The 26020-nt window shown below is 73.6% G+C and carries 18 protein-coding genes; 8 read left to right on the top strand and 10 right to left on the bottom strand.

The window, feature by feature from the left end; genetic code table 11:
• On the bottom strand, positions 1–1371 hold the full coding sequence (locus tag ACZ56L_RS18755) for an NAD(P)/FAD-dependent oxidoreductase (RefSeq protein ID WP_401757444.1): 1371 nt from the start codon (positions 1369–1371) through the stop codon (positions 1–3).
• A 270-nt stretch (positions 1372–1641) separates the two neighbouring features.
• Positions 1642–2565 (bottom strand): TIGR01777 family oxidoreductase, encoded by a 924-nt coding sequence (locus ACZ56L_RS18750; RefSeq protein ID WP_471065060.1) that lies wholly within the window; start codon positions 2563–2565, stop codon positions 1642–1644.
• Positions 2566–2612: 47 nt separating this feature from the next.
• On the opposite strand from ACZ56L_RS18750, the gene ACZ56L_RS18745 reads away from it, so the two are divergent.
• Both ACZ56L_RS18745 and ACZ56L_RS18740 read left to right on the top strand, forming a co-directional pair.
• Entirely contained in the window at positions 2613–3149 is a 537-nt protein-coding gene (locus ACZ56L_RS18745) for a GNAT family N-acetyltransferase (protein ID WP_468692719.1), read from the top strand.
• Positions 3150–3285: 136 nt separating this feature from the next.
• Positions 3286–4440 (top strand): PP2C family protein-serine/threonine phosphatase, encoded by a 1155-nt coding sequence (locus ACZ56L_RS18740; protein WP_345223572.1) that lies wholly within the window; start codon positions 3286–3288, stop codon positions 4438–4440.
• A 148-nt stretch (positions 4441–4588) separates the two neighbouring features.
• On the opposite strand, the gene ACZ56L_RS18735 is transcribed toward ACZ56L_RS18740, so the two are convergent.
• A complete protein-coding gene (locus ACZ56L_RS18735; RefSeq protein ID WP_345223574.1) occupies positions 4589–5257 on the bottom strand; it encodes a TetR/AcrR family transcriptional regulator in 669 nt (222 codons plus the stop codon).
• A 147-nt stretch (positions 5258–5404) separates the two neighbouring features.
• Here ACZ56L_RS18735 and ACZ56L_RS18730 point away from each other — a divergent pair, with 147 nt between their 5' ends.
• Complete coding sequence (locus ACZ56L_RS18730) at positions 5405–6181, top strand: SDR family NAD(P)-dependent oxidoreductase (protein WP_345223576.1); 777 nt, start codon at positions 5405–5407, stop codon at positions 6179–6181.
• A 183-nt stretch (positions 6182–6364) separates the two neighbouring features.
• On the opposite strand, the gene ACZ56L_RS18725 is transcribed toward ACZ56L_RS18730, so the two are convergent.
• The gene (locus tag ACZ56L_RS18725; protein ID WP_468692726.1) at positions 6365–6883 is read right to left on the bottom strand and encodes a DUF4240 domain-containing protein; all 519 of its coding nucleotides are present in this window, start codon (positions 6881–6883) and stop codon (positions 6365–6367) included.
• Positions 6884–7132: 249 nt separating this feature from the next.
• Between ACZ56L_RS18725 and ACZ56L_RS18720 the strand changes: the two genes are divergently transcribed.
• Complete coding sequence (locus ACZ56L_RS18720) at positions 7133–9145, top strand: hypothetical protein (protein WP_468692728.1); 2013 nt, start codon at positions 7133–7135, stop codon at positions 9143–9145.
• A gap of 89 nt (positions 9146–9234) precedes the next feature.
• Positions 9235–10158, top strand: a complete 924-nt coding sequence (locus ACZ56L_RS18715) for an SDR family oxidoreductase (RefSeq protein ID WP_471065056.1) — start codon at positions 9235–9237, stop codon at positions 10156–10158.
• 162 nt (positions 10159–10320) lie between these two features.
• Here ACZ56L_RS18715 and ACZ56L_RS18710 read toward each other — a convergent pair whose 3' ends face one another.
• The 6 genes from ACZ56L_RS18710 to ACZ56L_RS18685 all read right to left on the bottom strand — a co-directional run bounded on the left by ACZ56L_RS18710 (position 10321) and on the right by ACZ56L_RS18685 (position 20131).
• Entirely contained in the window at positions 10321–11292 is a 972-nt protein-coding gene (locus ACZ56L_RS18710) for a helix-turn-helix transcriptional regulator (protein ID WP_471065054.1), read from the bottom strand.
• An 86-nt stretch (positions 11293–11378) separates the two neighbouring features.
• Positions 11379–14051, bottom strand: a complete 2673-nt coding sequence (gene aceE, locus ACZ56L_RS18705) for a pyruvate dehydrogenase (acetyl-transferring), homodimeric type (RefSeq protein ID WP_345223587.1) — start codon at positions 14049–14051, stop codon at positions 11379–11381.
• 234 nt (positions 14052–14285) lie between these two features.
• The gene (locus ACZ56L_RS18700; protein ID WP_189821807.1) at positions 14286–14909 is read right to left on the bottom strand and encodes a GntR family transcriptional regulator; all 624 of its coding nucleotides are present in this window, start codon (positions 14907–14909) and stop codon (positions 14286–14288) included.
• A 101-nt stretch (positions 14910–15010) separates the two neighbouring features.
• Positions 15011–16834, bottom strand: a complete 1824-nt coding sequence (gene sucB / locus ACZ56L_RS18695) for a 2-oxoglutarate dehydrogenase, E2 component, dihydrolipoamide succinyltransferase (RefSeq protein WP_471065052.1) — start codon at positions 16832–16834, stop codon at positions 15011–15013.
• A gap of 67 nt (positions 16835–16901) precedes the next feature.
• Entirely contained in the window at positions 16902–18290 is a 1389-nt protein-coding gene (gene lpdA / locus ACZ56L_RS18690) for a dihydrolipoyl dehydrogenase (RefSeq protein ID WP_345223593.1), read from the bottom strand.
• Between the two features lie 293 nt (positions 18291–18583).
• Positions 18584–20131: a leucyl aminopeptidase gene (locus ACZ56L_RS18685; protein WP_345223595.1), complete on the bottom strand. Its 1548-nt coding sequence runs from the start codon at positions 20129–20131 to the stop codon at positions 18584–18586.
• Between the two features lie 291 nt (positions 20132–20422).
• Between ACZ56L_RS18685 and ACZ56L_RS18680 the strand changes: the two genes are divergently transcribed.
• The 3 genes from ACZ56L_RS18680 to ACZ56L_RS18670 all read left to right on the top strand — a co-directional run bounded on the left by ACZ56L_RS18680 (position 20423) and on the right by ACZ56L_RS18670 (position 25762).
• A complete protein-coding gene (locus ACZ56L_RS18680) occupies positions 20423–22654 on the top strand; it encodes a hypothetical protein (protein ID WP_471065050.1) in 2232 nt (743 codons plus the stop codon).
• Positions 22655–22797: 143 nt separating this feature from the next.
• Positions 22798–24336 carry a GT4 family glycosyltransferase PelF gene (pelF, locus tag ACZ56L_RS18675; protein WP_471065048.1) on the top strand — a complete coding sequence of 513 codons (1539 nt, stop codon included), beginning with the start codon at positions 22798–22800 and terminating at the stop codon, positions 24334–24336.
• A 31-nt stretch (positions 24337–24367) separates the two neighbouring features.
• The gene (locus ACZ56L_RS18670; RefSeq protein ID WP_471065046.1) at positions 24368–25762 is read left to right on the top strand and encodes a hypothetical protein; all 1395 of its coding nucleotides are present in this window, start codon (positions 24368–24370) and stop codon (positions 25760–25762) included.
• Positions 25763–26020 lie beyond the last annotated feature (258 nt).

The following is a 26020-nucleotide window of genomic DNA, read 5'->3' as shown; positions in this document are numbered from 1 at the left end:
TCAGGCCGCGTCGCGCAGCTCGTTCGCCGCGTGACCGGGCTGGACGCCGAAGTCGCGCAGGATCTCCCGCGCGGCCCGGCGGCCCGAGTGCAGGGCGCCCTGCACGGTGCTGGTCTCCCGGTGGTCCCCGCAGACGTACAGCCCGGAGAGCAGCCGGACCGGGCGGCGCACGTCGTGGGGTGCGGGCATCGCGGGCACGGCGTCCGCGTCGTGGTGCACGGCGAGCAGCTCCCAGCCGTCGGTGGACGTGCCGTACAGCCTCGACAGGTGGGAGCGGACCTGGCGGTCCAGGTCCGGCGGGGGCGTGCCCAGGACCGTGGAGGAGATCAGCACCCCGCCGTCGGGCGCGCGCGTGGGATCGACCGCGCTGACGACGGCGGTGTGCGACACGGGGCCGCCCCGGTCGGCTTCCAGGACCAGCGCCGAACCGGTCGCGGGCGCCGTTGCGGCGGTGTGGTGCAGGACGGTCACGGGGTGGAAGTCGGGGACGCGCAGGCCCGGCAGGAGCTCGGCGGCGGCCCGCGCGCCGGTGGCCAGCAGCAGGGAGCGGCAGCCCAGTTCGCCGTCCTCCTTGGTGGAGACGCGGGAGATGGAGGCGCCGGTGACGTGGACGCCGGTACGGATCGTGCCGGGCGGCAGCGCCGAGGCGAGGAGCCGCGGCAGGGCGTCGGCGCCGCCCTCCGGCAGGCAGAGGCGGCCGCGGGCGAAGCCGCGCAGGGCGAGGTCGGCGCAGCGGCTGGAGGTGGTGAGGCCGGGGTCGCTGAGCAGGGCCGTCAGAAGCGGGCGCAGGAAGCCCTCGACGGTGCGCGACGGCAGGCCCCGGCTGAACAGGGCGTCCAGGGCCGGGAGTTCGGGCCGGGCGAGGAGCCTGTCGAGGGGGGTGGCGGCGAAGCGGGTGAGGGCCGCGGTGAGCCGGGCCTGGTCGAGGGCGCCGCCGAGGGGGCGGGTGGACGGGGGGCCGGCGGGCCGGCCGACGGCGGCCCCGTTGCGGGGGGCGCTCGCGAGGGCGCGTGCTGCGGTGAGTGCGCCCCTCGCGCCTCGGGCCCGCGTGCCGGGCGGGCCCGCGACCTCGCCCGCGCGGTAGTGGCGGCCCTCGCTGTGCACCAGCACGCCCGGGGCGAACGGGCGCAGGGCGACGCCTTCGAGGCCGGGCGTACGGAGCAGCTCCGGGTAGGCGCTGCTGAGGATCTGGCCGATCCGGTCGAGCCGGAATCCGTCGATCCGTTCGGTGGACATCCGGCCGCCGACATGAGGGGCGGCCTCCAGGACGCTGACTGTCACCCCGGCCCGGATGAGCTGATGAGCGGCGCAGAGGCCCGCGACCCCCGCTCCGACGATGACGACGTCCGCATGGTGCGCTGGATGACGCACGTGCCCCTCCCCGAGGTCGGCGCGGCTGTGGTGCAGGGCCTATGCCCCCGACAGCCGTGCGGGATGCCCGCACTGAGGACGCAGCGTAGAAGTCGGCTCATTCTCTGCGGCAGGCGCACACCTCCCGTGCACCGGTGCACGGCGGTCGCACACATGCGGAAATCCGGTCGCGCGGGGAGGGGAAAACGGTCGCCAAGGAGTCGGGAAACGATCGCCGAGGGGTCAGGAAACGGCCGGGAACGGTCGCTCGGGGAACCCGGCCGCCCGTCGTCACCGCGAGCGCAGCGCCGCCCGGATCGCGTCGTCCACCGTCGGGAACGCGAACGAGAACCCGGACTCCAGCAGCCGCGCGGGCACCACCCGCTGGCTGCCCAGCACGTCCTCCGCCAGCTCCCCGAGCACGATCCGCAGCGCCGGCTTCGGCACGGAGAACAGGGTCGGGCGGCGCAGCACCCGCCCCATGGCCGCCGTCACCTCCTTGTTGGTGACCGGTTCGGGGGCGGTCAGGTTCACCGGCCCCGACAGCGACTCGGTGTCGATCAGGTGCCGCAGCGCCGCCACCTCGTCGTGCAGCGCGATGAAGCTCCAGTACTGGCCGCCGTCGCCGAGCCGCCCGCCCAGACCCGCTTTGAAGACCGGGAAGAGCCTGCCCCAGGCCCCGCCGCCGCGCGCCACCACCAGCCCGGTGCGCGGGAACACCGTGCGGATGCCCGCCTCCCGCGCCGGCGCCGCCGCCTCCTCCCACTCCACGCACAGCGACGGCAGGAAACCGTCCCCGGGCGGGGCGCTCTCGTCGACCTTCCGGGCGCCCGTCTCCCCGTAGAAGCCCAGCGCGGAGCCGCTCACGAAGACCCGCGGCGGGGCGTCCAGGGACGCCACGGCCTCGGCCATCGCCGAGGTGCCCAGCAGTCTGCTCTCGCGCAGCTCGCGCTTGTACGCGTCGGTCCACCGGTGGTCGCCGATGCCCGCGCCCGCCAGGTGCACCACCGCCGTGCAGCCGACGAGGCCCTTGGTGTCGACCCGGCCGCGCTTCGGGTCCCAGGCGACCTCGTCCGCGGCCCTGGCCGGGCGGCGCACCAGACGCACCACCTCGTGCCCGTCGGCGCGCAGCGAGCGCACCAGTGCCGTACCGATGAGGCCCGTCGAGCCCGTGACTGCGATCCGCGTGGCGGCCGTGGCGTTCATGGGGTCCATCCTGCCCCGGGGCGGGGGAGATGTGCGCTCCGTGGCACAGTGTCGCCATGCCGCAGACGCAGGAAGAGCCCGACGCATCCGCGCGCCCCGGCGACGCCGTGACCGTACGGGTCGCCACGCTCGCCGACGACGCCGCACTGGCCGCGCTGGACGGGGACAGCTGGTCGCCGCTGCACGCGGTGACACCGAGGCCGGCGCCTCCGTACGGCCCCTACTTCGACGAGCGCCACCGCCCCGACGACGTCCTGGTCGCCGAGGCGGGCGGGCGTCTGCTCGGCTATGTGCGGGTCGTGCCGCCCACCCCGCTCGCCTGCAACAGGCACGTCCTGCAGATCAACGGGCTGGCGGTCGCCGCGCAGGCGCGCGGCCGGGGGGTCGGCCGGACGCTGGTGCGGGCGGTCTGCGCGGAGGTGCGCCGCAGGGGGTGCCGGCGGATCACCCTGCGGGTGCTGGGGCACAACGCGCCCGCCCGGGCGCTGTACGAGGCGGAGGGCTTCGTGGTGGAGGGGGTGCTCCCGGAGGAGTTCTTCCTCGACGGGAAGTACGTGGACGACGTGCTGATGGGGCGCGCGCTCACGGACTGAAGCGGCGGGACGGCGCCGGCACCGAACGGCGTGAAAGGGACAGTGCGGGCATAGTGATCGTCAGGGGTGTGCGCACGGAAGGCCGTGCGGGCGCCCGCACCCAGCCCCTGTCGTCTGCCCGAGGAGCCGGAAGCCGATGAGCTCGGTCCGCGCGCGTCAGGGGGAGGTCCCCCGGTGGCTCAGCGGCGAGAAGGCCCCGCTCTGGCTGCGCCTGCTGCCCCTCGTGGTGCTCGTGCTGCTGGCGCTGTCCGACCGGATCACCCCGGACGACGTGGAGCTGAGCTACTTCGTCGCCGCCCTGCCACCGCTGACCGCGCTGCTGTACGGGCCGCTGAGCACCGCCCTCATGGGCGTGGCGGTGGTGGTCTTCGGGCTCTCCGGCACCGACGAGTTCGCCCACCGGGACGGTGTGCTGCTCTCCCTGGTGCTGCTGTGCCTCACCAGCGTGGTGGTGTCCTGGTCGCGCACGCGCCGGGACGCCCGGCTGGTGACCGTGGGGACGGCCGCGGAGGTGGCGCAGTTCGCGGTGCTGCCGCCGCTGCCGGCCGCGGTGGGCCGGGTGCACTGCTTCGGCCTCTACCGGGCGGCCCGGCTGGGCGACCTGGTCAGCGGCGACCTGTACGACGTGCGGGCGGGGCCGAACGGGGTGCGCGCGGTGGTCGCCGACGTGGAGGGGCACGGGCCGGGAGCGGTGGCCACGGTGTCCGCCCTGCTCGGAGCGTTCCGGGAGGCGGCGCTCGACGACGCCGACCTGCCCGCGGTGGCGGCCCGGCTGGACCGACGGCTGGTGGTCGACTCGGCGGCGGTGGAGCACGCGGAACTGTTCGCGACCGCCGTGCTCATGGAGTTCGCCGAGGACGGGCTGTCGGTGCGGGTGGTCTCCTGCGGGCACCCGCCGCCGCTGCTGCTGCGGCGGGGCCGGGTGACCGAGATGCCGGTCGACCCGGCGCCGCCGCTGGGGCTCGGGCTCACCGAGTTCGGCCTGCCGTCGGTGACCGAGGTGCCGCTGGAGCGCTGCGACCGCATCCTGGCCCACACCGACGGCATCACGGAGGCCCGTGACGCGGCGGGCGTCTTCTACCCCCTGCGGGAGCGGCTGGAGGCCCTCGGCCCGTCCCGGGGGAAACTGCCCGACCTGGCGGAGGCGATCCAGCGCGACCTGCTGCGGTTCGCCCGGCACGTCGAGGACGACGTGGCGCTGCTGCTGGTGGAGCCGGACCCGGAGAACTGCCCGGACGAGGACTCCGATGAGCCGCGACCGGCCCGGGGCGAGGGGCCGCGGCCCGTCTGAGCCGAGGGGCCGTGACCGGCCTGGCCCGGGGGCGGTGACCGGCCTGGCCCGGGGGCGGCGAGCGGCCTGGCCCGGGGGCGGTGACCGGCCTGGCCCGGGGGCGGCGAGCGGCCTGGCCCGGGGGCGGTGAGCGGTCTGACGCGCGGGCTCAGGACAGGCTGATGCCCCGGGTCAGCTCCTGGAGGCAGCGGGCGGCCAGTTCGGCGGGCGAGCCCGGCCCCCGGGCGGGGGCGTCCGTGCGGGCCCATTCCTCCAGTGCCGTACGGATGGCCGCCGTCGCCGCCGCGGCCGCCAGGCGCACCTCCAGCGGGTCCGCGCCGGGGCCCGCGAGACGTCCCAGCACCGGGACGAGCTGCTCCTCGGACTCCTGGTTCACCCGGTACCAGACCGCCCGCAGCGCCGGGTCCTGGGCGGCGGCGCGCAGCAGCCCCCGGGTCCAGTCCAACTGCTCGCGGGCCTGCGGGTCCGGGGCCGCGAACACCTCGGCGACCGCGCGCTCCAGGGCGCTGAGCACGCCCGAGCCGGGCTCGGCCGCCGCGAGCAGCGCCCGCCACTGGTCGCCGCCGCCGGAGAGCAGCGGGGCGACGGCGTCCTGCTTGCTGCGGAAGTACCGGTAGAAGGTGCGCAGCGCCACCCCCGCGCGCGTGGCGATGGCCTCGGCGGTGGTGCCGTCCGGGCCGTGCTCGGCGAACAGTTCGGCGGCGGCGCGCGCGATCTCCCATTGGGTGGCGGCCTTGCGCCGCTCGGTGAGGGACGGCTTGGGGGTGCCGGCCGTCGGCGGTGCCGGGGGCGGGGGCTGCGGGGACTCGGTGCTCACGTCGGCAGCGTACGCCCAGCGAGGACCGCGCTCCGGCAGTGAGGCACGGAATGACCTGATGACAAAACGTGTCATCCGGGCGTAACGTGAAGGGCGATCCCGATGGAAGCAGGTCCGGAGGGGACGGGGACAGCGGAGAGGAAGACCATGCAGCGCTACGAGGGCCGTCGGGTTCTGATCAGCGGCGCCGGATCGGGCATCGGGCGGGCGACCGTGCACCGCGTGCTCGCCGAGGGCGGCCGGGTGTTCGCCGTGGACGTCAACGGGGCGGGGCTGAAGGAGACCGCCGAGCAGGCCGCCGCCACCTCCGCCGAGGCCGCGCGGCGCCTCGCCACCGCCGTCCTGGACATCTCCGACGAGGCCGCCGTCAGGGCCGGTGCCGCGGCCGCCGTGGAGAGCCTGGGCGGGCTCGACGTGCTGGTCAACGCGGCCGGTGTGCTGCGCTCCTCGCACACGCACGAGACCACGCTCGACTTCTTCAACAAGATCATCGCCGTCAACCTGACCGGCACCTTCCTGATGATCCGTGAGGCGATACCGGCCCTGCTGGCGGGCGACCGGCCGGTGATCGTGAACTTCTCGTCGACCTCCGCGTCCTTCGCCCACCCGTACATGTCGGCGTACGCGGCCAGCAAGGGCGGCATCCAGTCCATGACGCACGCCCTGGCCGCCGAGTACAGCAAGCAGGGCCTGCGCGTCGTGGCCGTCGCCCCGGGCTCCATCGCCTCCGACATGACCAGCGGCAAGGGGCCGGGCCTGCCCGAGGACGCCGACATGACGCTCTTCACGAAGCTCGCCCCGGCCATCGGGCAGGGCTTCGCGGGACCGGAGACCGTCGCGGGCGTGGTGGCGATGCTCGGCTCGCAGGACGGGGCGTTCATCACGGGCACCGAGATCCGCGTCGACGGGGGCACGCACTACTGAGCCGGCGGGAGTACGCACTGCTGACGGGGGGTCACGGCGCCGGGGCCGGTGACCCTCCGTGCCGCCGGGGCGGAACCCTGTCGGGAGCCGTGCCCGGCGCCCCCGCGGCGGCTCCGCCGCGCGGGTGCGAGCGACCGCCACGCACCCGCGCGGGAACCCCAGGACCGCGCCGCCCCCGAGCGGTCAGTCGCCGAACCGTTCCCAGAGCTGAGGGAAACGATCCGCCAGCGCGTCGTCGTCGTCCAGGTCCAGCGGCGTGCCCTCCGGCTCCGCCGCCTGCGCGGGTACTCCCAGGTCCGGGGCGACCGAGCCGGTCAGCTGTTCGTACGCCTCGTCCGCCGCGTACCCCAGCTCCTCCCCGTCCCCGTCGATCTCGTCGTCGAAGTCGCCCAGGAGCGCGGCCAGGTCGTCCGGCTCGTGCAGCGCGCCCTCGAAGACCTCCCGGCCCTGGCCGATCAGCCAGCACCGGAAGCAGTCGAACGCGTCGTCGCTCGCGCCGCCCATCAGGACGACCGCGGCCCCCCACAGGTCCCACCGGTACGCGCGGTTGTAGCGCACCTCGAAGTGTCTGGCGAAGTCGAGCACGGCGTCGGGGTCCAGTTGGAGCAGCCGCTCGACCAGCAGGTCGGCGTGGTCCTCGGGGTCGCCCTCGGCGGCCGCGCGGGTGCTGTCGACGATCTCCCAGAATTCCGTCTCGTCCATCACGTGCTCCAGCATCGGGCTTGCGCGGGTGCCGCGCACGCGGAGCGCCCGGATGAGAGCCGTCTCGTTACCCGCGCGATACGGACGTCTGCCCGCCGCGCGGACGGGCGGCCGAATCCCGATCCACTCCCGGGCGCGGTGCCGGGGCGGGTCCGGGCCCCGTGTGACCGTCCGATGATTCACTCGTTTGAAGGGCGAGTGACGCACGCGGTGTCACCCACTCGCACCCCCAAGGGAGCCGCCCTCGCCATGGACACGCAAGACCGTACGGAACACTCCGGGGCCCGCGGAGCCCCGCTGAGCGTGGCACAGGCCGAAGCCGCGCTGGTCGAGCACTATCCGCGCCTCGTCAGGCTCGCCTTTATCACCCTTCCGCCCTCCCTCGGCCGCCACCGCCGCGTCCTCGCCGCCCACGGGCTCGTCCAGCGCGCCCTGCCGTCGCTGCGGACCACGACCGGCCGGCCCGCTGCCGCATCCACCCTTCCGGCCCAGCGCACCGCGTCCGCCGAGGGCGCGTACCTCACGCTGCGCGCCCGGGTGCTGCGCGAGGCACTGACGTACGGAAAGCGACCCGCCTGGTGGCCCAGGCACGTGCCCCGGCCCGAGCGCCTGCGGCCCTTGCTCCCCGCCGTCTGGGGGCTGCGGCTCTTCCCCGCCGCCGGCGGCGCCGACGAACTCGCCCTGGAGCAGGCCCTGTCCGGCGCCGACTCCGCCACCCGCGCCGCTCTCGCCCTGCGCCGGGTGGAGCAATTGAGCGAGGACGAGACCCGCCGGCGCCTCGCCGACGCGGGGGTGGCCGAGCCCGCCCTCGCCCTGCGCACCGCGGAACGGCTGGGGCGCCAGGTGCTCGGCGAGCCGGGGGAGGGGCGCGAGCACCCGCTGCTGTCCGGCGAGTTCGACCCCTGCTTCGTGCACACCCGCCCCACCGACCTGCTGCGCCGCCGGCACCGGGTCCGTACCGCGGCCGCCACCCTCGTCGTCGCGGCCGTCGCCGCCGGGGTCCTGCCCGTCGTCATCGGCGACACCCCGCGCCCCGCGGAGCGGACGGCCGCCACCGGCGCCGCCAACGCCTCCATAGCCCAACGCGTCCTCGACCCCCGCAACCTGGTGCGGCCCGCCGACGACGAATGGGCCGACACCTCCCGGGTCGACTTCACCGTCTGGCCCGCCCGGGGCGACCGCGTGGACGACCTGCCGCTGCTCGACCGCGCCCTCAAGGTCTGGGCGAGTCCGGCCCGTACGGTACGGATCTCCAGCACGCCCGGCGCGGGCACCCAGCCGCCCACCGCCCCGCCCCGGCTGCTCTACGCCGGAGACGTCGACGGCACCGCCGTCGTCCTCCTCAACGACGGCGACCGTACGATCCGCTACGCGGAACCCGCCGACGGCGACGAGCCCCCGGCGCTCGACTTCGCCCGCACCGACGACGCGGACGTGGTCACGGGAGCGGCCCTGGTGGTGACCCGGGACGGCGCGAACACCCGCTTCCTGCTCGCCCCCTGGATCGACGAGACCACCACCCGCGACCTGCTGGAGCCGGACGCGCCCGGCGGGAAGCTGGGGGTGCGCGCCGACGGCGTCACCGACCCCGTCCGGCGCCCCGGGGCCGGCGGCACGTGCGACTCCTGGCCGGTGCTCCAGCTCCGCTCCTCCGAGCTGATCGTCGAGAAGCACGCCTTCCTGCTCACCGACCTGGGCGACCTGGCGCCCGTCCACCTCACCTACACCCCGCCGCCCGGCAGCGGCGCCCCCGCCCGCCAGCCCCGCGAGGCGACCAGTGCCGCCGCCCTGCGCACCTGGGCGCGCAGCGCCTGCCACCTCCCCGCGATGCGGGGCTTCGGGGTGCGCGCGGTCAACAACTGGGTGTACGCGCAGCAGACGCTGCCCGAGGCCGGGGGCCGGGCGGACTGGGTGTGCACCCGGGCCGACACCTGGCGCGGCCCCGGCCGGGTCATGGTCCAGCTCCACCTGCCGGCCACCGCCCCCACCGCCCTCGGCACACCGGTCGCGACCGCCGAGGACACCGCCTCGTGCAGCCGCTTCGGCCAGCACGTGCTCGCCGGGGCGAACTGGCGGTCCCCCAAGTCGGGCACCTGGTACCTCCTGGCGGCGGGCAGCCGCAAGGTGCGCACCATCGAGGCCGGCGGCGGGCTCAAGGCCGAGGCGCGGGGACCGCTGCTGGCGGTGCGGGCGCCGCAGGGCGTCAAGGCGGAGCTGAGGGCGAAGACGGCCGACGGCTCGACGCTGGAGGGGATGCGCTGAGAATTCCCGGCGGGTCCCCGTAAAACCGGACATCGGTTGTCCGGTTTCGGCGGCAGACTCCTTCCCACGAGACGACGGAGGAGCCGCACATGCACGCCGAACAGCCGAACCTGACCGGCCGGATCGCCCTGGTCGCCGGGGCGACCCGGGGCGCGGGCCGCGCCATCGCCGTGGAACTGGGTGCGCTGGGAGCGACGGTGTACGTCACCGGGCGCACCACCCGCACGCAGCGGAGCGAGGTCGGCAGGGCGACCGAGACCATCGAGGAGACCGCCGAGCTGGTGACGGCGGCGGGCGGCGAGGGCGTCGCCGTGCCGACGGACCACCTGGAGGTGGAGCGGGTACGGGCCCTGGTCGAGCGCGTCGACCGGGAGCGGGGCCGGCTCGACGTCCTGGTCAACGACATCTGGGGCGGGGAGCACCTGGTCGAGTTCGGGAAGAAGATGTGGGAGACGGAGCTCGCGCACGGGCTGCGGATGCTGGAACTCGGCGTCAGGTCCCACATCATCACCAGCAATTGCGCGCTGCCGCTGCTGGTGCGGCACGCGGGCGGGCTGGTGGTCGAGATCACCGACGGCACCGCCGAGACGAACAAGGCGTTCCGGGAGAACTTCTACTACGACCTCGCGAAGAACGCGCCGATCCGGATGGCCGCCAACCTCGCCCACGACCTGGCGGGGGTGGGCGGGACGGCGGTGTCCGTCACGCCCGGGTTCCTGCGCTCCGAGCAGATGCTCGACCACTTCGGGGTGACGGAGGCGAACTGGCGCGACGCGATCGCCCAGGAGCCGTCCTTCGCGATCGCGGAGTCGCCGGCGTACGTGGGGCGGGGGATCGCCCGGCTGGCGGCGGACCCGGACCGGGGGCGCTGGAACGGGCGGTCGCTGTCCAGCAGGGACCTGGCGGTGGCGTACGGGGTGCGGGACGCGGACGGGTCGCAGCCGGACGCGTGGGGGTACCTCTCGCGGGTGACGGCGGGCGAGGAGGGCGTCCTGGCGGACGACTACCGCTGAGCCCGGCCGGGGGCTCCGGGGGCTGACCGGCGGTGCGGCCCGCGGTTTCCCGCGGGTGCGCCGTGGCCGGCCGCGCGGTTCCCCGCGCCCCTGACGGGGCGCTCCGTGTGCGTGGGGGGCGGGCGGCGTCCCGTCCGCGCCCCTGAAGGGACGCTCGTGCTCTCAGCCGTACAGGCGGCTCAGGCCCCTGGCCGCCTCCGCGACTGCCGACCGCAGGTCCTCGGGGGCCAGGACCTCCACCTCCGGGCCCAGGCACAGGAGTTGGCCGAGGGCGACCTCCACCGACTCCACCGGCAGCGTGATCCGCACCCACCCTTGCGCGTCCGGTGGTCCCGCCGCGGCCAGGGCCTCGCGGGTCACCGCCGCGTCCATGACCCGCAGGAGTCCCGGCACCCCCGTCGGCGAGATCCGCAGCTCCGTCTCCGTGCGCAGGATCGAGCGGGCGAACTCCGCCGCCCGGGACGCCCAGAAGCCCGGCAGGTCGAAGGTCTCGTCCCGGGTGAAGTGCGCCGAGGTCACCGTCACCGCCGTGAAGCGGTCGAGCCGGTAGACCCGGAAGTCCCCCGGCTCCGCCCGGGCGCACACGTACCAGATGCCGCCCTTCAGGACGAGCCCGTACGGCTCCAGACGGCGTTCGGCGGCCCGGTCCGGCCGCTTCGCGTACCGCGCCTGCACCACCAGGTCGCCCCAGACGGCCTCCGCCACGGCGGGCAGCAGTTCCGGCGTCACCGGCTCCTGGTACCAGCCGGGCGCGTCCAGGTGGAAGCGCTGCGCGACGCTCGACGAGGCGTCGCGCAGGGAGGGCAGCAGCGCCGCCGAGACCTTGAGCCGGGCCGCCGACGCCGCGTCCTGGAGCCCCATCTCCCGCAGCGCGCCCGGCAGCCCGGACAGGAAGAGGGCTTCGGCCTCGCTGCGCCCGAGGCCCGTCAGCCGGGTGCGGTAGCCGCCGACGAGACGGTAGCCACCCGCCCGGCCCCGGTCCGCGTACACCGGAATGCCCGCCTCCGAGAGGGCCTGGGCGTCCCGGGTGACGGTCCGCTCGGACACCTCCAGTTCCGCCGCCAGCTCGGCGGCCGTCATCATCGGCCGGGACTGGAGGAGCAGGACCATCTTGATCAGGCGGGCAGCGCGCATGCCCCACATCATGCGGGACGGGAAACGCCGGCGCCCCGCCCGCCGAAGGGCGGGCGGGGCACCGGCGAGCCGAGGGCGCCGGAGACCTACAGGCCGTAGCGCTCCCGCGCCTCCTTGACCGCCGAGGCCGGGACCGCGCCCTTCTTCGCCAGCTGGGCCAGCGTCGCCACGACGATCGACTGCGCGTCGACGCCGAAGTGGCGGCGGGCCGCCTCACGGGTGTCGGAGAGGCCGAAGCCGTCGGTGCCCAGCGAGGTGTAGTCCTGCTCGACCCACTGGCTGATCTGGTCGGGGACCTGACGCATCCAGTCGCTGACCGCGACGACCGGGCCCGGCGCGTCGGCCAGCACCTTCGTCACGTACGGGGTGCGGAACTCGCCGCGCAGCGCGGCCTCGTCGGCCTCCAGCGCGTCCCGGCGCAGCTCGCCCCAGGAGGTGGCGGACCAGACGTCGGCGAAGACGTTCCAGTCGGCCGCCAGGAGCTCCTGGGCCTCCAGGATCCAGTGGATCGCGGTGCCGGAGGCCAGCAGCTGGGCGCGCGGGGCGTCCGCCGAGGTGGCCGCCGGGGCGTCCTTGAACTTGTAGAGGCCCTTGACGATGCCCTCCTCGACGCCCTCGGGCATCGCGGGCTGCGGCATCGGCTCGTTGTAGACGGTCAGGTAGTAGAAGACGTCCTCCGGCTGCTCGCCGTACATCCGCTTCAGACCGTCCTGGACGATCACCGCGACCTCGTACGCGAACGCCGGGTCGTAGTTCAGCGACGCCGGGTTGGTGGCGGCGATGAGGTGCGAGTGGCCGTCCGCGTGCTGGAGGCCCTCACCGGTGAGCGTGGTGCGGCCGGCGGTCGCGCCGACGATGAAGCCCTTGCCGAGCTGGTCGGCGAGCTGCCACATCTGGTCGCCGGTCCGCTGCCAGCCGAACATCGAGTAGAAGATGTAGAACGGGATCATCGTCTCGCCGTGCGTGGAGTACGCGGTCGACGCGGCGATGAAGTCCGCCATGGCCCCGGCTTCGGTGATGCCCTCGTTGAGGACCTGACCGTCCTTGGCCTCCTTGTAGTACATGAGCTGGTCGCGGTCGACCGGGTCGTACGTCTGGCCCAGCGGCGAGTAGATGCCGGCCGAGGGGAACAGCGCCTCCATGCCGAAGGTGCGCGCCTCGTCGGGGACGATCGGCACCCAGCGCTTCCCGGTCTCCTTGTCCCGCATCAGGTCCTTCACCAGGCGCACGAACGCCATGGTGGTGGCCATGCCCTGCTTGGAACCCTTCTTCAGGGCGGCGAAGGACTTCTCGGCGGGCTGGGGCAGCGGCGCGACCGGGTGCACCCGGCGGGCCGGGGCGGGACCGCCGAGGGCGGCGCGGCGCTCCTGGAGGTAGCGGACCTCGGGGGAGTCGGCGCCCGGGTGGCCGTACGGGACGAGCGAGTCGTCCAGCTTCGCGTCCGGGATGGGGAGCTCCAGGAGGTCGCGCATGGCGCGGAACTCCTTGCCGGTGAGCTTCTTCATCTGGTGGTTGGCGTTGCGCGACTCGAAGGTCGGGCCGAGCGTGTAGCCCTTGACCGTCTGCGCCAGGATCACCGTCGGGCGGCCCTTGTGCTCGACGGCCGCCTTGTACGCCGCGTACACCTTGCGGGCCTCGTGGCCGCCGCGCGAGGTGTGGAAGCACTCGGCGATCTTGGCGTCGGACAGGACGTCGGCGAGCTGCTTGAGGGCGGGCTCGGCGCCGAAGAAGTGCTCGCGGATGTACGCCACGTCACGCGTCGCGTACGTCTGGAACTGGGCGTCCGGAACGGCCCGCAGGCGGCGCAGCAGGGCGCCCGTGGTGTCGAGCTGGAACAGCTCGTCCCAGGCGGTGCCCCACAGCGACTTGACGACGTTCCAGCCGGCGCCGCGGAAGGCGCCCTCCAGCTCCTGCACGACGCGGAAGTTGGCGCGGACCGGGCCGTCGAGGCGCTGCAGGTTGCAGTTGATGACGAAGGTCAGGTTGTCCAGGCCCTCGCGGGCGGCCAGCGTGAGGGCCGCGGTCGCCTCCGGCTCGTCCATCTCGCCGTCGCCGAGGAAGGCCCAGACGTGCGAGCGGGAGGTGTCCTTGATGTTGCGGTTCTCCAGGTAGCGGTTGAAGCGCGCCTGGTAGATCGCGGAGAGCGGGCCGAGGCCCATGGAGACGGTGGGGAACTCCCACAGCCACGGCAGCCGGCGGGGGTGCGGGTAGGAGGGCAGGCCGTCGCCGCCCGACTCCTGCCGGAAGTTGTCGAGCTGCTGCTCGGAGAGGCGGCCGTCGAGGAAGGCGCGGGCGTAGATGCCGGGCGACGCGTGGCCCTGGATGTAGAGCTGGTCGCCGGAGCCGTCGCCCTCCTTGCCGCGGAAGAAGTGGTTGAAGCCGGTCTCGTACAGCCAGGCGGCCGACGCGAAGGTGGCTATGTGGCCGCCGACGCCGAAGCGCGAGCCGCGGGTCACCATGGCCGCCGCGTTCCAGCGGTTCCACGCGGTGATCCGGCTTTCCATCTCCAGGTCGCCGTCGAAGGCGGGCTCGGCGGAGGTCGGGATGGTGTTGACGTAGTCCGTCTCCAGCAGCTTCGGCAGCGCGAGACCGGCGGCCTCGGCGTGCTGGAGGGTGCGCCGCATCAGGTATTCGGCCCGGTGGGTGCCTGCGGCCTTGGCGACGGCGTCGAGGGAGGCCGCCCATTCGGCGGTCTCTTCGGTGTCGCGGTCCGGGAGCTGGTCGAGCTCGCTCGGAGCGGTGCGTACGGGGTCGGTCATGACGCCGCCTTCCGGGAAGGGGAGGGGGTGGAGAAAGGGGGTCGGTGTCTGGCAGGACGGGACCCGGTGGTGCTTCTTGACGAGACCTTGATGAGGTCCGCCGTCGACTGTAAGTACTGATCGATGATCGATCAAAGTTTGCGAGGAAAAAATCCTTCCGCCATCCAAAGTCGGCATTCCGTGCCACGGAAAAGGGCACGAAGTGTCAACCGCAAAAGCGGCATATCGTACTAATCAGGCGCGCGGCGCACATCCGAGCACATGGGCCTTCACCAGTTCGCCGATCCGGGGATCGCGCCTGCGGAAGGCCTCGACCAGGTCCTCGTGCTCCTCGGCGTACGACTTCTGCACCGTCCCCAGCCACCGGATCGACAGCGCCGTGAACACCTCGATGCCCAGCCCCTCCCAGGTGTGCAGCAGCACCCCGTTCCCGGCCGCCCGCACCAGCTCCCGGTGGAAGCCCACCGTGTGCCGCACCTGCGCCGTCCCGTCCACCGCCCGGTCGGCCGCGTACAGCGCCACCACGTGCGGCTCCAGCGCCGACACGTCGTCGGCGAGCACCGGGGCGGCCAGCTCGGCGGCGATCTGCTCCAGGCCTGCCCGCACCGGGTAGCTCTCCTCCAGGTCGGCGGCGGTCAGATTGCGCACCCGTACGCCCTTGTTGGGGGCCGACTCGATCAGGCGCAGCGTCTCCAGCTCGCGCAGGGCCTCCCGGACGGGGGTCTGGCTGACCTGCAACTCGGTGGCGATCCGGCGTTCCACGATGCGCTCACCCGGCTTCCAGCGCCCGCTGACGATCCCCTCCACGATGTGCTCGCGGATCTGCTCGCGCAGCGAGTGGACGACGGGGGGATTCATGGGGGGCTCCTTCAGCAAAGACCGACGCGCTGGGTAACCATACGGCGGCGCCCCCGCCCGGAAGAGACCCGGGCGGGGGCGCGCACGTACCGCTGGGAGCCCTACAGGCCGAGCTCGACCTCGAACTCGCCGGCCTCCAGGATCGCCTTGACGGCCGTCAGGTAACGGGCCGCGTCGGCGCCGTCCACCAGGCGGTGGTCGTAGGACAGCGACAGGTACGTCATGTCGCGGACGGCGATGGTCTCGCCCAGGTCCGGGTGGTCGATGACCACCGGGCGCTTGACGGTGGCGCCGATGCCCAGGATGGCGACCTGGTTCGGCGGCACGATGACCGTGTCGAACAGCGCACCGCGCGAGCCGGTGTTGCTGATCGTGAAGGTCGCGCCGGACAGCTCGTCCGGAGTGATCTTGTTGCCGCGGACCTTGCCCGCGAGCTCGGCGGTCTTCTTGGAGATGCCCGCCAGGTTGAGGTCGCCCGCACCCTTGATGACCGGGGTCATCAGGCCCTTCTCGGAGTCCACGGCGATGCCGATGTTCTCCGAGTCGAAGTACGTGATGGTGCCCTCGTCCTCGTTGATCCGGGCGTTGACGACCGGGTGGGCCTTCAGCGCCTGGGCCGCCGCCTTGACGAAGAACGGCATCGGGGACAGCTTGACGCCCTCGCGGGCGGCGAAGGAGTCCTTCGCCTTGGCGCGCAGCTTCATCAGCTTGGTGATGTCCACCTCGACGACCGAGGTGAGCTGGGCCTGCGAGTGCAGGGCCTTCATCATGTTGTCGCCGATGACCTTGCGCATGCGGGTCATCTTCACGGTCTGGCCGCGCAGCGGCGAGACCTCCGGGGCCGCGGCCTTGGAGGCGGCGGGGGCGGCCGGGGCGGCGGCAGGGGCCTTGGCGGCCTCGGCGGCGGCCACGACGTCCTGCTTGCGGATGCGGCCGCCGACGCCGGTGCCCTTGACCTGGCCCAGGTCGACGCCGTTCTCGGACGCCAGCTTGCGGACCAGCGGGGTCACGTACGCGCCGTCGTCGCCGGAGGTCGCGGCGGGAGCCGGGGCCTGCGGGGCGGCGGGAGCGGGCGCGGCCGGAGCGGCCGGAGCCGGAGCGGCAGCGGCGGGCTGGGCCTGGACCGGCGCCGGGGCGGCGGCGGGGGCGGCCGGGGCGGGAGCCTCCTGCTTCGGGGCCTCCTGCTTCGGGGCCTCCTGCTTCGGGGCCTCCTGCTGGGGGGCCTCGGCCTGCTTCGGGGCCTCCTGGGCGGGAGCGGCGGCCGGGGCGGCCGGGGCGGCGGCCGGGGCCGCGCCCTTCGCGCCGATGACGGCGAGCTTCGCGCCGACCTCGGCGGTCTCGTCCTCGGCGACGACGATCTCCAGGAGAACGCCGGAGACGGGGGCCGGGATCTCGGTGTCGACCTTGTCGGTCGAGACCTCGAGGAGCGGCTCGTCCTCGGAGACCTCCTCGCCGACCTCCTTCAGCCAGCGGGTGACGGTGCCCTCGGTGACGGACTCGCCCAGCGCGGGGAGGGTGACGTCGGTGCCTTCGGCAGAGCCGGAAGCGGCCGCGGGGGCCTCCTCCTGCTGCTGCGGAGCCTCGGCGGCGGGGGCCTCCTGCGCGGGGGCCTCCTGCTGCGCCGGGGCGGCCTCGGCGGCCGGCGCCTCTTCGGCGGCCGGCGCGGCGGCGCTCTCGCCACCGCCCGAACCGTCGTCGATGATCGCGAGCTCGGCGCCGATCTCGACGGTCTCGTCCTCGGCGACCTTGATGGAGGCCAGGATGCCCGCGGCCGGGGCCGGGATCTCGGTGTCGACCTTGTCGGTCGAGACCTCGAGCAGCGGCTCGTCGGCCTCGACGCGCTCGCCCTCGGCCTTGAGCCAGCGGGTGACGGTGCCCTCGGTGACGCTCTCGCCGAGCGCCGGCAGGGTTACGGAAACCGACATGGTTTCAGTTGCTCCTTACGGAATCTGGTGCGGGGAAGTAGGTCGTCGCGCCCATGACGGAAACCTATTAGTCGTGGGAGTGAAGCGGCTTGCCGGCCAGGGCCAGGTGGGCCTCGCCGAGCGCCTCGTTCTGGGTCGGGTGCGCGTGGATGAGCTGCGCGACCTCGGCCGGCAGGGCCTCCCAGTTGTAGATGAGCTGCGCTTCGCCGACCTGCTCGCCCATGCGGTCGCCGACCATGTGGACGCCGACCACGGCACCGTCCTTGACCTGGACGAGCTTGATCTCGCCCGCGGTCTTCAGGATCTTGCTCTTGCCGTTGCCGGCCAGGTTGTACTTCAGGGCGACGACCTTGTCCGCGCCGTAGAGCTCCTTGGCCTTGGCCTCGGTGATGCCCACGGAGGCGACCTCGGGGTGGCAGTACGTCACCTTCGGCACGCCGTCGTAGTCGATCGGCACGGTCTTCAGACCGGCCAGCCGCTCCGCCACCAGGATGCCCTCGGCGAAGCCGACGTGCGCGAGCTGGAGGGTCGGGACGAGGTCGCCGACCGCCGAGATGGTCTCGACGTTCGTGCGCATGTACTCGTCGACCAGGACGTAGCCGCGGTCCATCGCGACGCCCTGCTCCTCGTAGCCCAGGCCCTGGGAGACCGGGCCGCGGCCGATGGCGACCAGCAGCACCTCGGCCTCGAAGGTCTTGCCGTCGGCCAGCGTGACCTTGACGCCGTTCTCGGTGTACTCGGCGCTCTGGAAGAAGGTGCCCAGGTTGAACTTGATGCCGCGCTTGCGGAACGCGCGCTCCAGGAGCTTCGAGCTGTTCTCGTCCTCGACCGGCACGAGGTGCTTGAGGCCCTCGACGATCGTGACGTCCGCGCCGAAGGACTTCCACGCCGAGGCGAACTCGACGCCGATGACGCCGCCGCCCAGGATGATCGCCGATTCCGGGACCCGGTCCAGCACGAGCGCGTGGTCCGAGGAGAGGATGCGGTTGCCGTCGATCTCCAGGCCCGGCAGCGACTTCGGCACGGAGCCGGTCGCCAGCAGGACGTGGCGGCCCTGGACGCGCCGGCCGTTCACGTCGACGGAGGTGGGGGAGGACAGCCGGCCCTCGCCCTCGATGTACGTCACCTTGCGGGAGGCGACCAGGCCCTGGAGGCCCTTGTACAGGCCCGAGACGACCTCGTCCTTGTACTTGTGCACGCCCGCGATGTCGATGCCCTCGAAGGAGGCCTTCACGCCGAACTGCGCGGACTCGCGCGCCTGGTCGGCGATCTCGCCCGCGTGCAGCAGGGCCTTCGTCGGGATGCAGCCGTTGTGCAGGCAGGTGCCGCCCAGCTTGTTCTTCTCGATCAGTGCGACGTCGAGGCCCAGCTGGGCTCCGCGCAGCGCCGCGGCGTAACCGCCACTGCCACCGCCGAGGATCACTAGGTCGAAAACGGTGCTGGCGTCGTTCGCCACGTCACGTCCTCCATGCATGTGCGCCACTCGCCGGTCGTCGACGACCGGGCGGCGGGGGTGTACGGCCGCTTGTTGTTCGGCCCTGTGGTGGGGGCCCTGTCCTGCCGGTAAACCATCTTCGCACTTGTTCACGGATGGCGGGACGCCGGGCCGGGTTCCGGGACGGGGCCGGGGCCGGGTCTCCGGGGTGAGCGATGCGTACGTACGTACAAATATTTCGTTCAGGGCGAAACCGTACGTAAACGCACCCGCGACCCCGGGCACGCCGGCCCGGGGTCGCGGTGCGGGAGCGACTAGCCGAGGTCGCCGTCGGCGGTGCGCTCCGCCAGCTTGACCAGGGTGCGGATCGAGGACCCGGTGCCGCCCTTGTGGGTGTAGCCGTACGGGGCGGCCTCGTGGAAGGCCGGGCCCGCGATGTCCAGGTGCGCCCAGGCGATGTCCTCGCCGACGAACTCCTGGAGGAACAGGCCGGCGACCAGGCCGCCGCCCATCCGCTCGCCCATGTTGGCGATGTCGGCGGTGTCGGAGTTCATGCCCTTGCGCAGCTCGGCGGGGAGCGGCATCGGCCAGGACTGCTCGCCGACCTCCTCGGCGATCTCGTGGATCGCGGTGCGGAAGGACTCGTCGTTGCCCATGATGCCGAAGGTGCGGCTGCCCAGCGCCATCATCATCGCGCCGGTCAGGGTGGCGACGTCGACGATCGCGTCCGGGTGCTCCTCCGAGGCGCGGGTCAGCGCGTCGGCCAGGACCAGTCGGCCCTCGGCGTCCGTGTTGAGGACCTCGACGGTCTTGCCGGAGTACATGCGCAGCACGTCGCCGGGGCGGGTGGCGGTGCCCGAGGGCATGTTCTCGGCGAGCGCCAGCCAGCCGGTGACGTTGACCTTCAGGCCCAGCCGGGCGACGGCGACGACGGCGGCGAACACGGCGGCGGCGCCGGCCATGTCGCACTTCATCGTCTCGTTGTGGCCGGCCGGCTTCAGCGAGATGCCGCCCGAGTCGTAGGTGATGCCCTTGCCGACGTACGCCAGGGACTTCTCGGCCTTGGCGTGGGTGTAGGAGATCCTCACCAGGCGGGGGCCGTGCGCGGAGCCCGCGCCGACGCCCAGGATGCCGCCGTAGTTGCCCTTGACCAGGGCCTTCTCGTCCAGGATCTGGATCTTGAGGCCGTGCTCCTTGGCCGCGGCCTGGGCGACGGCCGCGAAGGACTCGGGGTAGAGGTCGTTCGGCGGGGTGTTGACCAGGTCGCGGGCGCGGTTGATCTCCTCGGCCAGCGCGACCGCCCGCTCGGCCGCCGCCTTGAAGGCCTTGTCGCGCGGCTTGGCGCCGAGCAGGACCACCTCGGCGAGCGGCAGCTTGGCGTCCTTGCCGCCGGTCTTCTTCGCGTCCTTGCCGTCGGCCTGGTTCTGGTCCTGGTACGCCGTGAAGTTGTACGCGCCGAGCAGCGCGCCCTCGGCGACCGCCTCCGCGTCCTCGACCGACTCGACCGGCAGCGCGAAGCCGGCCTTCTTGACGCCGGTCAGCGCGCGGGCGGCGGTGCCCGCGGCGCGGCGCAGGGCCTCGGCCGCGAACGTCTCGTCCTTCTCCGGCACCGGGCCGAGGCCGACGGCCACGACCAGCGGGGTCTTCAGACCGGAGGGGGCGGGCAGCTTCGTCAGGTCACCCTCGCCGCCGGAAGCGCCCAGGGTCTCCAGGACGGAGGCCAGCTTTCCGTCGAACGCCTTGTCCACGGCCTCCGCGCCGGCGGCGACGACCGGGCCCCCGGGGCCCTTGGCGATGCCGACGACGAGCGCGTCGGCGCGCAGCGTCGCGGCGCCGGAGGTGCTGAGAGTGAGAGCAGTCACGGTGGTGAAATCTCGCTTCCTGGGTTCCTGGGGGCGGCGGGAATGTGCGCCTGTCGGACGAGCCTACGCGCGGTCGGGTCCTTCGATCACGGGGGCGACCCGTTCACTCGTCCGTGGTGTCTCTCCGAGGTTCCGGGAGCGCGGAGCGTAAACCGTGCGTCACACTCTTCGCAGGACTTGCAAAGGATCAGGGAATTGCTTTGCAGGTCGTTCACATGTCTCCCGTACGGCGTCCACTTTCGGCTTTCGGCGCTGTATACGGAGAGCCTTCTAGGGGGAGGGGAGTACGCCATGGCGTACGCGAAGAACACATGGGGCGCGACGCGCGCGGGCAGAGCGGGAGCGGCGATAGCCTCCGCGGGCCTGCTCGTCGCGGTGATGACCGCAGCGCCCACCGGAGCGGTCGCCGCAGAGGCGGCACCGGCTCCGCGCATCGATCTGAAGGTGCTCGTCGTGGACGACGGCGGCGAGGCCGTCGCGGCCGTCACCGACGAACTGCGCAGCACCGGAGTGCCGTTCACCACCGTGAAGCTCGGCCAGGCCGGGCGCCCCGTGATCAACGCGGCGTTCCTCAGTGACACCGTCAGCGGCCGGGCCCGCGCCAGGTTCCAGGGCGTGGTGCTGCCCAACGAGGCCCCGTTCGGGGCGGGTTCCGCCGAGTCGGCGGCCCTGACGGCGTACGAGAAGACCTTCGGGATCCGGCAGGTCGACGCCTACACCTGGTCCCACCCGGGCGTCGGCCTCGACTACACCGACCAGCAGGGGTACGCCGGACCGCTGGACGGCGTCGACGCGGCGGTCACCGCCGCGGGCCGGGCGGGCCCGTTCAAGTACCTGGACGGGCCGCTGAAGTTCGAGGACAACTCGCCGTCGGTGGTGGAGAGCTACGGCTACGCGGGCCGCCCGCGCGCCGGATACACCAGTTACCTGGACATCCCGGTCGCCGACGGGGCGAGCCGGGCCAGTCTGGTCGGCGAGTACACCGCCGACGGACGCAGCGAACTGGTCGTCACCTTCGCGTACAACAAGTACCAGAAGCAGTTCCGGGTGCTGGCGCGCGGTGTCGTGGACTGGCTGACCCAGGGCGTGCACCTGGGGCAGAGCCGCAACTACTTCTCCGTGCACGTCGACGACGTGTTCGCGCCGGACGCCCGCTGGAACAGCCGGCTGAACTGCACGCCCGGCGACTTCGACTGCGCAGGCGGTGAGAACGAGAGCGAGAACCCGATCCGGATGACCGCCGCCGACGCGCAGTACGCGGCGCAGTGGCAGAAGCGTTCCGGCTTCCTGCTGGACCTGGTCCACAACGCCGGCGCGGGCGAGGAGTGGAAGGCCGGGCACGGCGGCACGGACGCCCTGACCGGTCAACTGGTGGCCGACCGCGCCCAGTACCGCTGGATCAACCACACGTACACGCACCCCTTCCTCGGCTGCACGCAGGACAACACCGTCGTCCCGTGGAAGTGCGCGACGGACGCGGCCGGCACGACGCTCTGGATGAGCCGGGCGGAGATCTCCAAGCAGATCTCCGACAACCACAAGTGGGCCGTCGCCAAGGGCATCCCGGTCGACAGGTCCGAGCTGGTCACCGGTGAGCACTCCGGGCTCAGGACCCTGCCGCAGCAGCCGGCCGACAACCCGAACCTGGCGGGCGCGCTCGCCGACAACGGGGTGAAGTGGATCGCGAGCGACGCCTCGCGCGAACCGCAGCAGCGCGGCGCGGGCGCGGCCCTGACCGTGCCCCGGCACCCGATGAACGTGTACTACAACGTCGGGACCGCCGCCGAGATGGCCGACGAGTACAACTGGCTCTACACCTCCCGGGCCGACGGCGGCAGCGGCGCCTGCGAGGACAACCCGCTCTCCACCTGCCTGGACGAGCCGCTGGACGTGGAGACCGGCTACGCCGCGTACATCGTCCCGCAGGAGGCCCGCACGGCGCTGAACCACGTGGTCGCCAACGACCCGCGACCGCACTACGTGCACCAGTCCAACCTGGCGGAGGAGAAGCTGCTCTACCCGGTCCTCGACAAGACCCTCGCCGACTACCGGGCCCTGTTCGCCGACAACACCCCCGTGGTCAACCCGCGCCAGAAGGACGTGGGCGTCGAGTTCACCCGGCGCGCCGCCTGGGACAAGGCGCTCGCCGGCAACAAGGTGACCGCCCACCGCATCGGCGACACCGTCACCGTGCAGGCGCCGTCCGGGGTGGTCGCGCCGATCACCGCGCCGGCCGGCACCAGGAAGCAACTGCTGCTCGGCACGGGCGCCTTCGGCACCGCCTACGCGGGGGCGCTCTCCGGCTGGGACGCCCCGGCCGCCCTCCAGTCCGCCGTCACGCTGAAGCTCCCGGCGGCCCCGGCCCCGGCTCCCGCCGCCCCGGCCCCGGTTACGAAGACCCCGGCCACGAAGGCCCCGGCCACGCGGGTTCCGGCGCTGCGCGCGCCGGTCGCCAAGGTCACCCCGGCGGCCCCGCCCGCCCCGGTCCAGCCGCTCGTCCCGCAGGAGAGGGCCGGCCACTAGCGGCCTGCCGGGGCCGCTTCGGCCTCGGCCCGGAGGCCGCTTCGGCCCCGGCAGCACAGCACCGTCGCACCATCCGGCGGTCGCGCCGTGCCCTCACCGGCACGGCGCGACCGCCCGCACAACTGTTCTGGGGGAACACCACCATGAGCCGTGGGCGCCATGTCAGCATGCTCACCGAAGGCACTTATCCACACGTCCAGGGGGGTGTCAGTACCTGGTGCGACCAACTGGTGCGCGGCATGCCCGACGTCGACTTCCACCTCGTCTCCCTCACCGGCAGCGGCCGTGAACCCGTCACCTGGGAACTTCCGCGCAACATCCACGACCACACCGTCGTCCCGCTCTGGGGCGCACCGGACGGCGCCCGCACCCCGCGCCTGTCCCGCCACGAGAAGCGCGACTTCCTGGCGACGTACGAACGTTTCCTGCTCTCCTTCCTCGACCCCGCCCCGGGCTGCGACTTCGGCCAGGAGCTGTTCGCGCTCGCCGCGCTGGCCCGGCGCGGGCGACTGACCGCCGCCCTCTCCGGGGAGGCCGCGCTGCGCACCCTGCTGGCGGTGTGGACCCGCCCCCACCTGGACACCGCGCGCGCCCGCCCCACCCTGCACGACGCCCTCATAGCCACCGACCTCCTGGACCACCTGCTGCGCCCGCTGGCCGCCCGCCTGCCGGACGGCAGCATCGCGCACGCGGTCAGCAGCGGTCTGGCCACCCTCCCGGCGCTCGCCGCCCAGCACTTCGACGGCGCGCCCTTCCTGCTCACCGAGCACGGCATCTACCTGCGGGAGCGTTACCTCGGCTACCGCTCGGCCGCCCAGCGCTGGCCGGTGAAGGCCCTCCTGCTGGGCTTCTACCGGGAGCTCAACTCGCTCGGCTACCGCCAGGCCGACCTGATCACCCCGTGCAACCAGTACAACCGGCGCTGGGAGGAACGCGGCGGCGCCGACCCCGAGCGCATCCGCACCGTCTACAACGGCGTCGACCCCCAGCTCTTCCCGCACGCGGGCCCCGAACCCGAGGTCCCCACGCTCAGCTGGGCGGGCCGCATCGACCCGATCAAGGACCTGGAGACCCTGATCCGGGCGTACGCGATCTGCCGGGCGGAGCTGCCCGCCCTGCGCCTGCGCCTGTTCGGCGGAGTGCCCGAAGGCGGCGAGCCGTACCGTACGACCCTGGAGAAGCTCGCCGCCGAGCTGGGCGTCACCGACGGCATCAGCTACGAGGGCCGCATATCCGACGTCGCCCGGGCCTACGGCGCGGGCAGCGTCGTCATGCTCTCCAGCATCAGCGAGGGCTTCCCCTTCAGCATCATCGAGGCCATGTCCTGCGGCCGCACCACCGTCTCGACGGACGTCGGCGGGGTGCGCGAGGCCGTCGGCGACACGGGCCTCGTCGTCCCCCCGCGCGAACCGGAGGCCATGGCGAGGGCCACCCTCCAGCTCCTGCGCGACGACCGACGCCGTGCGGAACTCGGCGAGTCGGCACGGCAACGGGTCATCGACCAGTTCACCCTGCGCCGCTCCGTCGAGGGGTTCCGCCGCATATACGAGGAGCTGGACGGCGTTCCCGAGCAGGTCGGCCGGACGCTGCACGACGTGGCGGCACTGGCCGAGGACTGGACGATGCAACTGCGGCTGCCGGACCCGTGGCGGGCGATGGCGGCGGACGGGACGACGTGGTGAACACCCTGACGGGGCCGGAGGAGGAGACCTCATGAGCGGGCCGTTGTGGCTCACGCCGGACGACCGGCAGGACACCCTGCCGGTGATTCCCCGGCCGCGCCCCCGCTGGGCGGCAGCCGACGACCCGGTGGACGAACTCGCCGAGCGCCTGCGCGACATGATCGAGGCGGCGGTGCACCCGGACGAGATCGCCGCGATCCTGGAGTCCGACGGCATGACGGACGACCACATCCGTCTCACCTACGGCCGCCGGAACTCCTTCGAACTCGCCGAGGACCTGTACGACCGCGTGCCGCGCACCTATCCGGAGCCGGTCCACGCCCCCGGCGACCCGTGGCACGTCGCGCTGCTGCCGTGCCTGCTGCGCGGGCTCGTCTTCGCGCTGCCCGGCCTGGCGTACGTCCTGGGGGCGCCGTTCGCGACGGGCGCGGCCCCGGTCGCGGTGCTGCTCGCCGGGGCGCTCACCGGCTGGGCGTGGAACCAGGCGCTGGCCCACCGGGCGTACACCTGGCTCGGGCTCGGCGACCGCCCGGCGGCGTCCCGCGCCCTGCTGGTGGGGGCCCCGCTGGGCGCGCTCGCCGGCACGGGCGTGGCCTGCGCGGCGGCCGGCGCGGGGGAGGGGCCCGCCGTCGCGTTCGCCTCGGTGCAGGCGCTCTACCAGGCGGCGGCCACCGTGCTGCTGGTCCTGGGGCGGGAGCGGCTGCTGCTGGCGGCGCTCGCGCCGATGTCGGCGGGCGCGGTCGTGGCGCTCGCGTACGACGTCCCGGACGCGGCGCGGCTGGTGCTGCTCGCGGTGTCGCCGCTGGCGGTGCTGGTGCTCGCGGCGGGGGAGCTGCTGCGCGGGGCGGCCGGGTCGCGCCGCCCACGTCCGGGCGGTCCCCGGCTCCTCGCCTCGCTCCCGTACGGGGTCTTCGGCCTCGCCACCGGTGTCCTGGTGCTGTACGCGGCCCTGGACGGGGCGCCCTCCGGTGCGGCGGCGGCCCCGGGCGCGGTGGCGCTCACGCTGAGCATGGGGCCGGCGGAGTGGCTCCTGCACCGGTTCCGCAGCGGGAGCCTGGCGGGGCTGCGGGGGGCGGCGACCCCGGGGGAGTTCCGGTGGGCGACGCTGGGAACGCTGGCCCGGTGCCTGGGCCAGTACCTCGCGGTCCTGGTGGTGCTGGCGGCGCTCGGGACACTGGTGTGGCCCCGGGCGGGCGGCTTCGACGGGACGCGCTTCCTGGGCCTGCTGCTGATCGGCACCCTGATGTGGACCGGCCTGCTCCTCCAGGCCTTCGGGGCGGTGCTGGTGGCGGCGGGGGTGTGCGGGGTCGCGGCGCTGGCGGTGCTCTGCGGGGCGGGCTCCCTGCTGGCGCCGGGGGGTGCGGCGCTGCTGCTGGCCGCGCTGGCCTTCGCCCGGCTGGGCAGGGCGACGGCTCACCGGGGATGAGGGACGCTGTGGCACCGCTGTGCATCGGATACCCCTCCGCTTCCGGTTCCGCCGGGCGCGGCGCCCTCTGGTGCACCGGTGCCGCCCGCGTCGGGCTTCGCAATTCCCCTCCGCCCCCTGGTGCACTGGTGCTGCCCGGGTCCCCGAACCCCCTTGGCGCGACGGACCCTTCCCTTTACGCGTCGCAGCCCTCGCTCTGCCCCCGCCTCCTTGGGCGACGGGGCCGCCCCAAGGGGGCGGAACGGGCGGGCAAGGGGG

It is taken from the genome of Streptomyces sp. NPDC039736 (assembly GCF_055596485.1).
This window is presented reverse-complemented; position numbering and strand designations above follow the sequence as displayed.

What these genes read in the sequence shown, in the direction of transcription:
- ACZ56L_RS18750 (WP_471065060.1), bottom strand. Translation starts at nt 2,565, where the DNA reads ATGGACCCCATGAACGCCACGGCCGCCACGCGGATCGCAGTCACGGGC.
- ACZ56L_RS18745 (WP_468692719.1), top strand. Translation starts at nt 2,613, where the DNA reads ATGCCGCAGACGCAGGAAGAGCCCGACGCATCCGCGCGCCCCGGCGAC.
- ACZ56L_RS18740 (WP_345223572.1), top strand. Translation starts at nt 3,286, where the DNA reads ATGAGCTCGGTCCGCGCGCGTCAGGGGGAGGTCCCCCGGTGGCTCAGC.
- ACZ56L_RS18730 (WP_345223576.1), top strand. Translation starts at nt 5,405, where the DNA reads ATGCAGCGCTACGAGGGCCGTCGGGTTCTGATCAGCGGCGCCGGATCG.
- ACZ56L_RS18725 (WP_468692726.1), bottom strand. Translation starts at nt 6,883, where the DNA reads ATGGACGAGACGGAATTCTGGGAGATCGTCGACAGCACCCGCGCGGCC.
- ACZ56L_RS18720 (WP_468692728.1), top strand. Translation starts at nt 7,133, where the DNA reads ATGGACACGCAAGACCGTACGGAACACTCCGGGGCCCGCGGAGCCCCG.
- ACZ56L_RS18715 (WP_471065056.1), top strand. Translation starts at nt 9,235, where the DNA reads ATGCACGCCGAACAGCCGAACCTGACCGGCCGGATCGCCCTGGTCGCC.
- ACZ56L_RS18710 (WP_471065054.1), bottom strand. Translation starts at nt 11,292, where the DNA reads ATGCGCGCTGCCCGCCTGATCAAGATGGTCCTGCTCCTCCAGTCCCGG.
- aceE (WP_345223587.1), bottom strand. Translation starts at nt 14,051, where the DNA reads ATGACCGACCCCGTACGCACCGCTCCGAGCGAGCTCGACCAGCTCCCG.
- ACZ56L_RS18700 (WP_189821807.1), bottom strand. Translation starts at nt 14,909, where the DNA reads ATGAATCCCCCCGTCGTCCACTCGCTGCGCGAGCAGATCCGCGAGCAC.
- sucB (WP_471065052.1), bottom strand. Translation starts at nt 16,834, where the DNA reads ATGTCGGTTTCCGTAACCCTGCCGGCGCTCGGCGAGAGCGTCACCGAG.
- ACZ56L_RS18680 (WP_471065050.1), top strand. Translation starts at nt 20,423, where the DNA reads ATGGCGTACGCGAAGAACACATGGGGCGCGACGCGCGCGGGCAGAGCG.
- pelF (WP_471065048.1), top strand. Translation starts at nt 22,798, where the DNA reads ATGAGCCGTGGGCGCCATGTCAGCATGCTCACCGAAGGCACTTATCCA.
- ACZ56L_RS18670 (WP_471065046.1), top strand. Translation starts at nt 24,368, where the DNA reads ATGAGCGGGCCGTTGTGGCTCACGCCGGACGACCGGCAGGACACCCTG.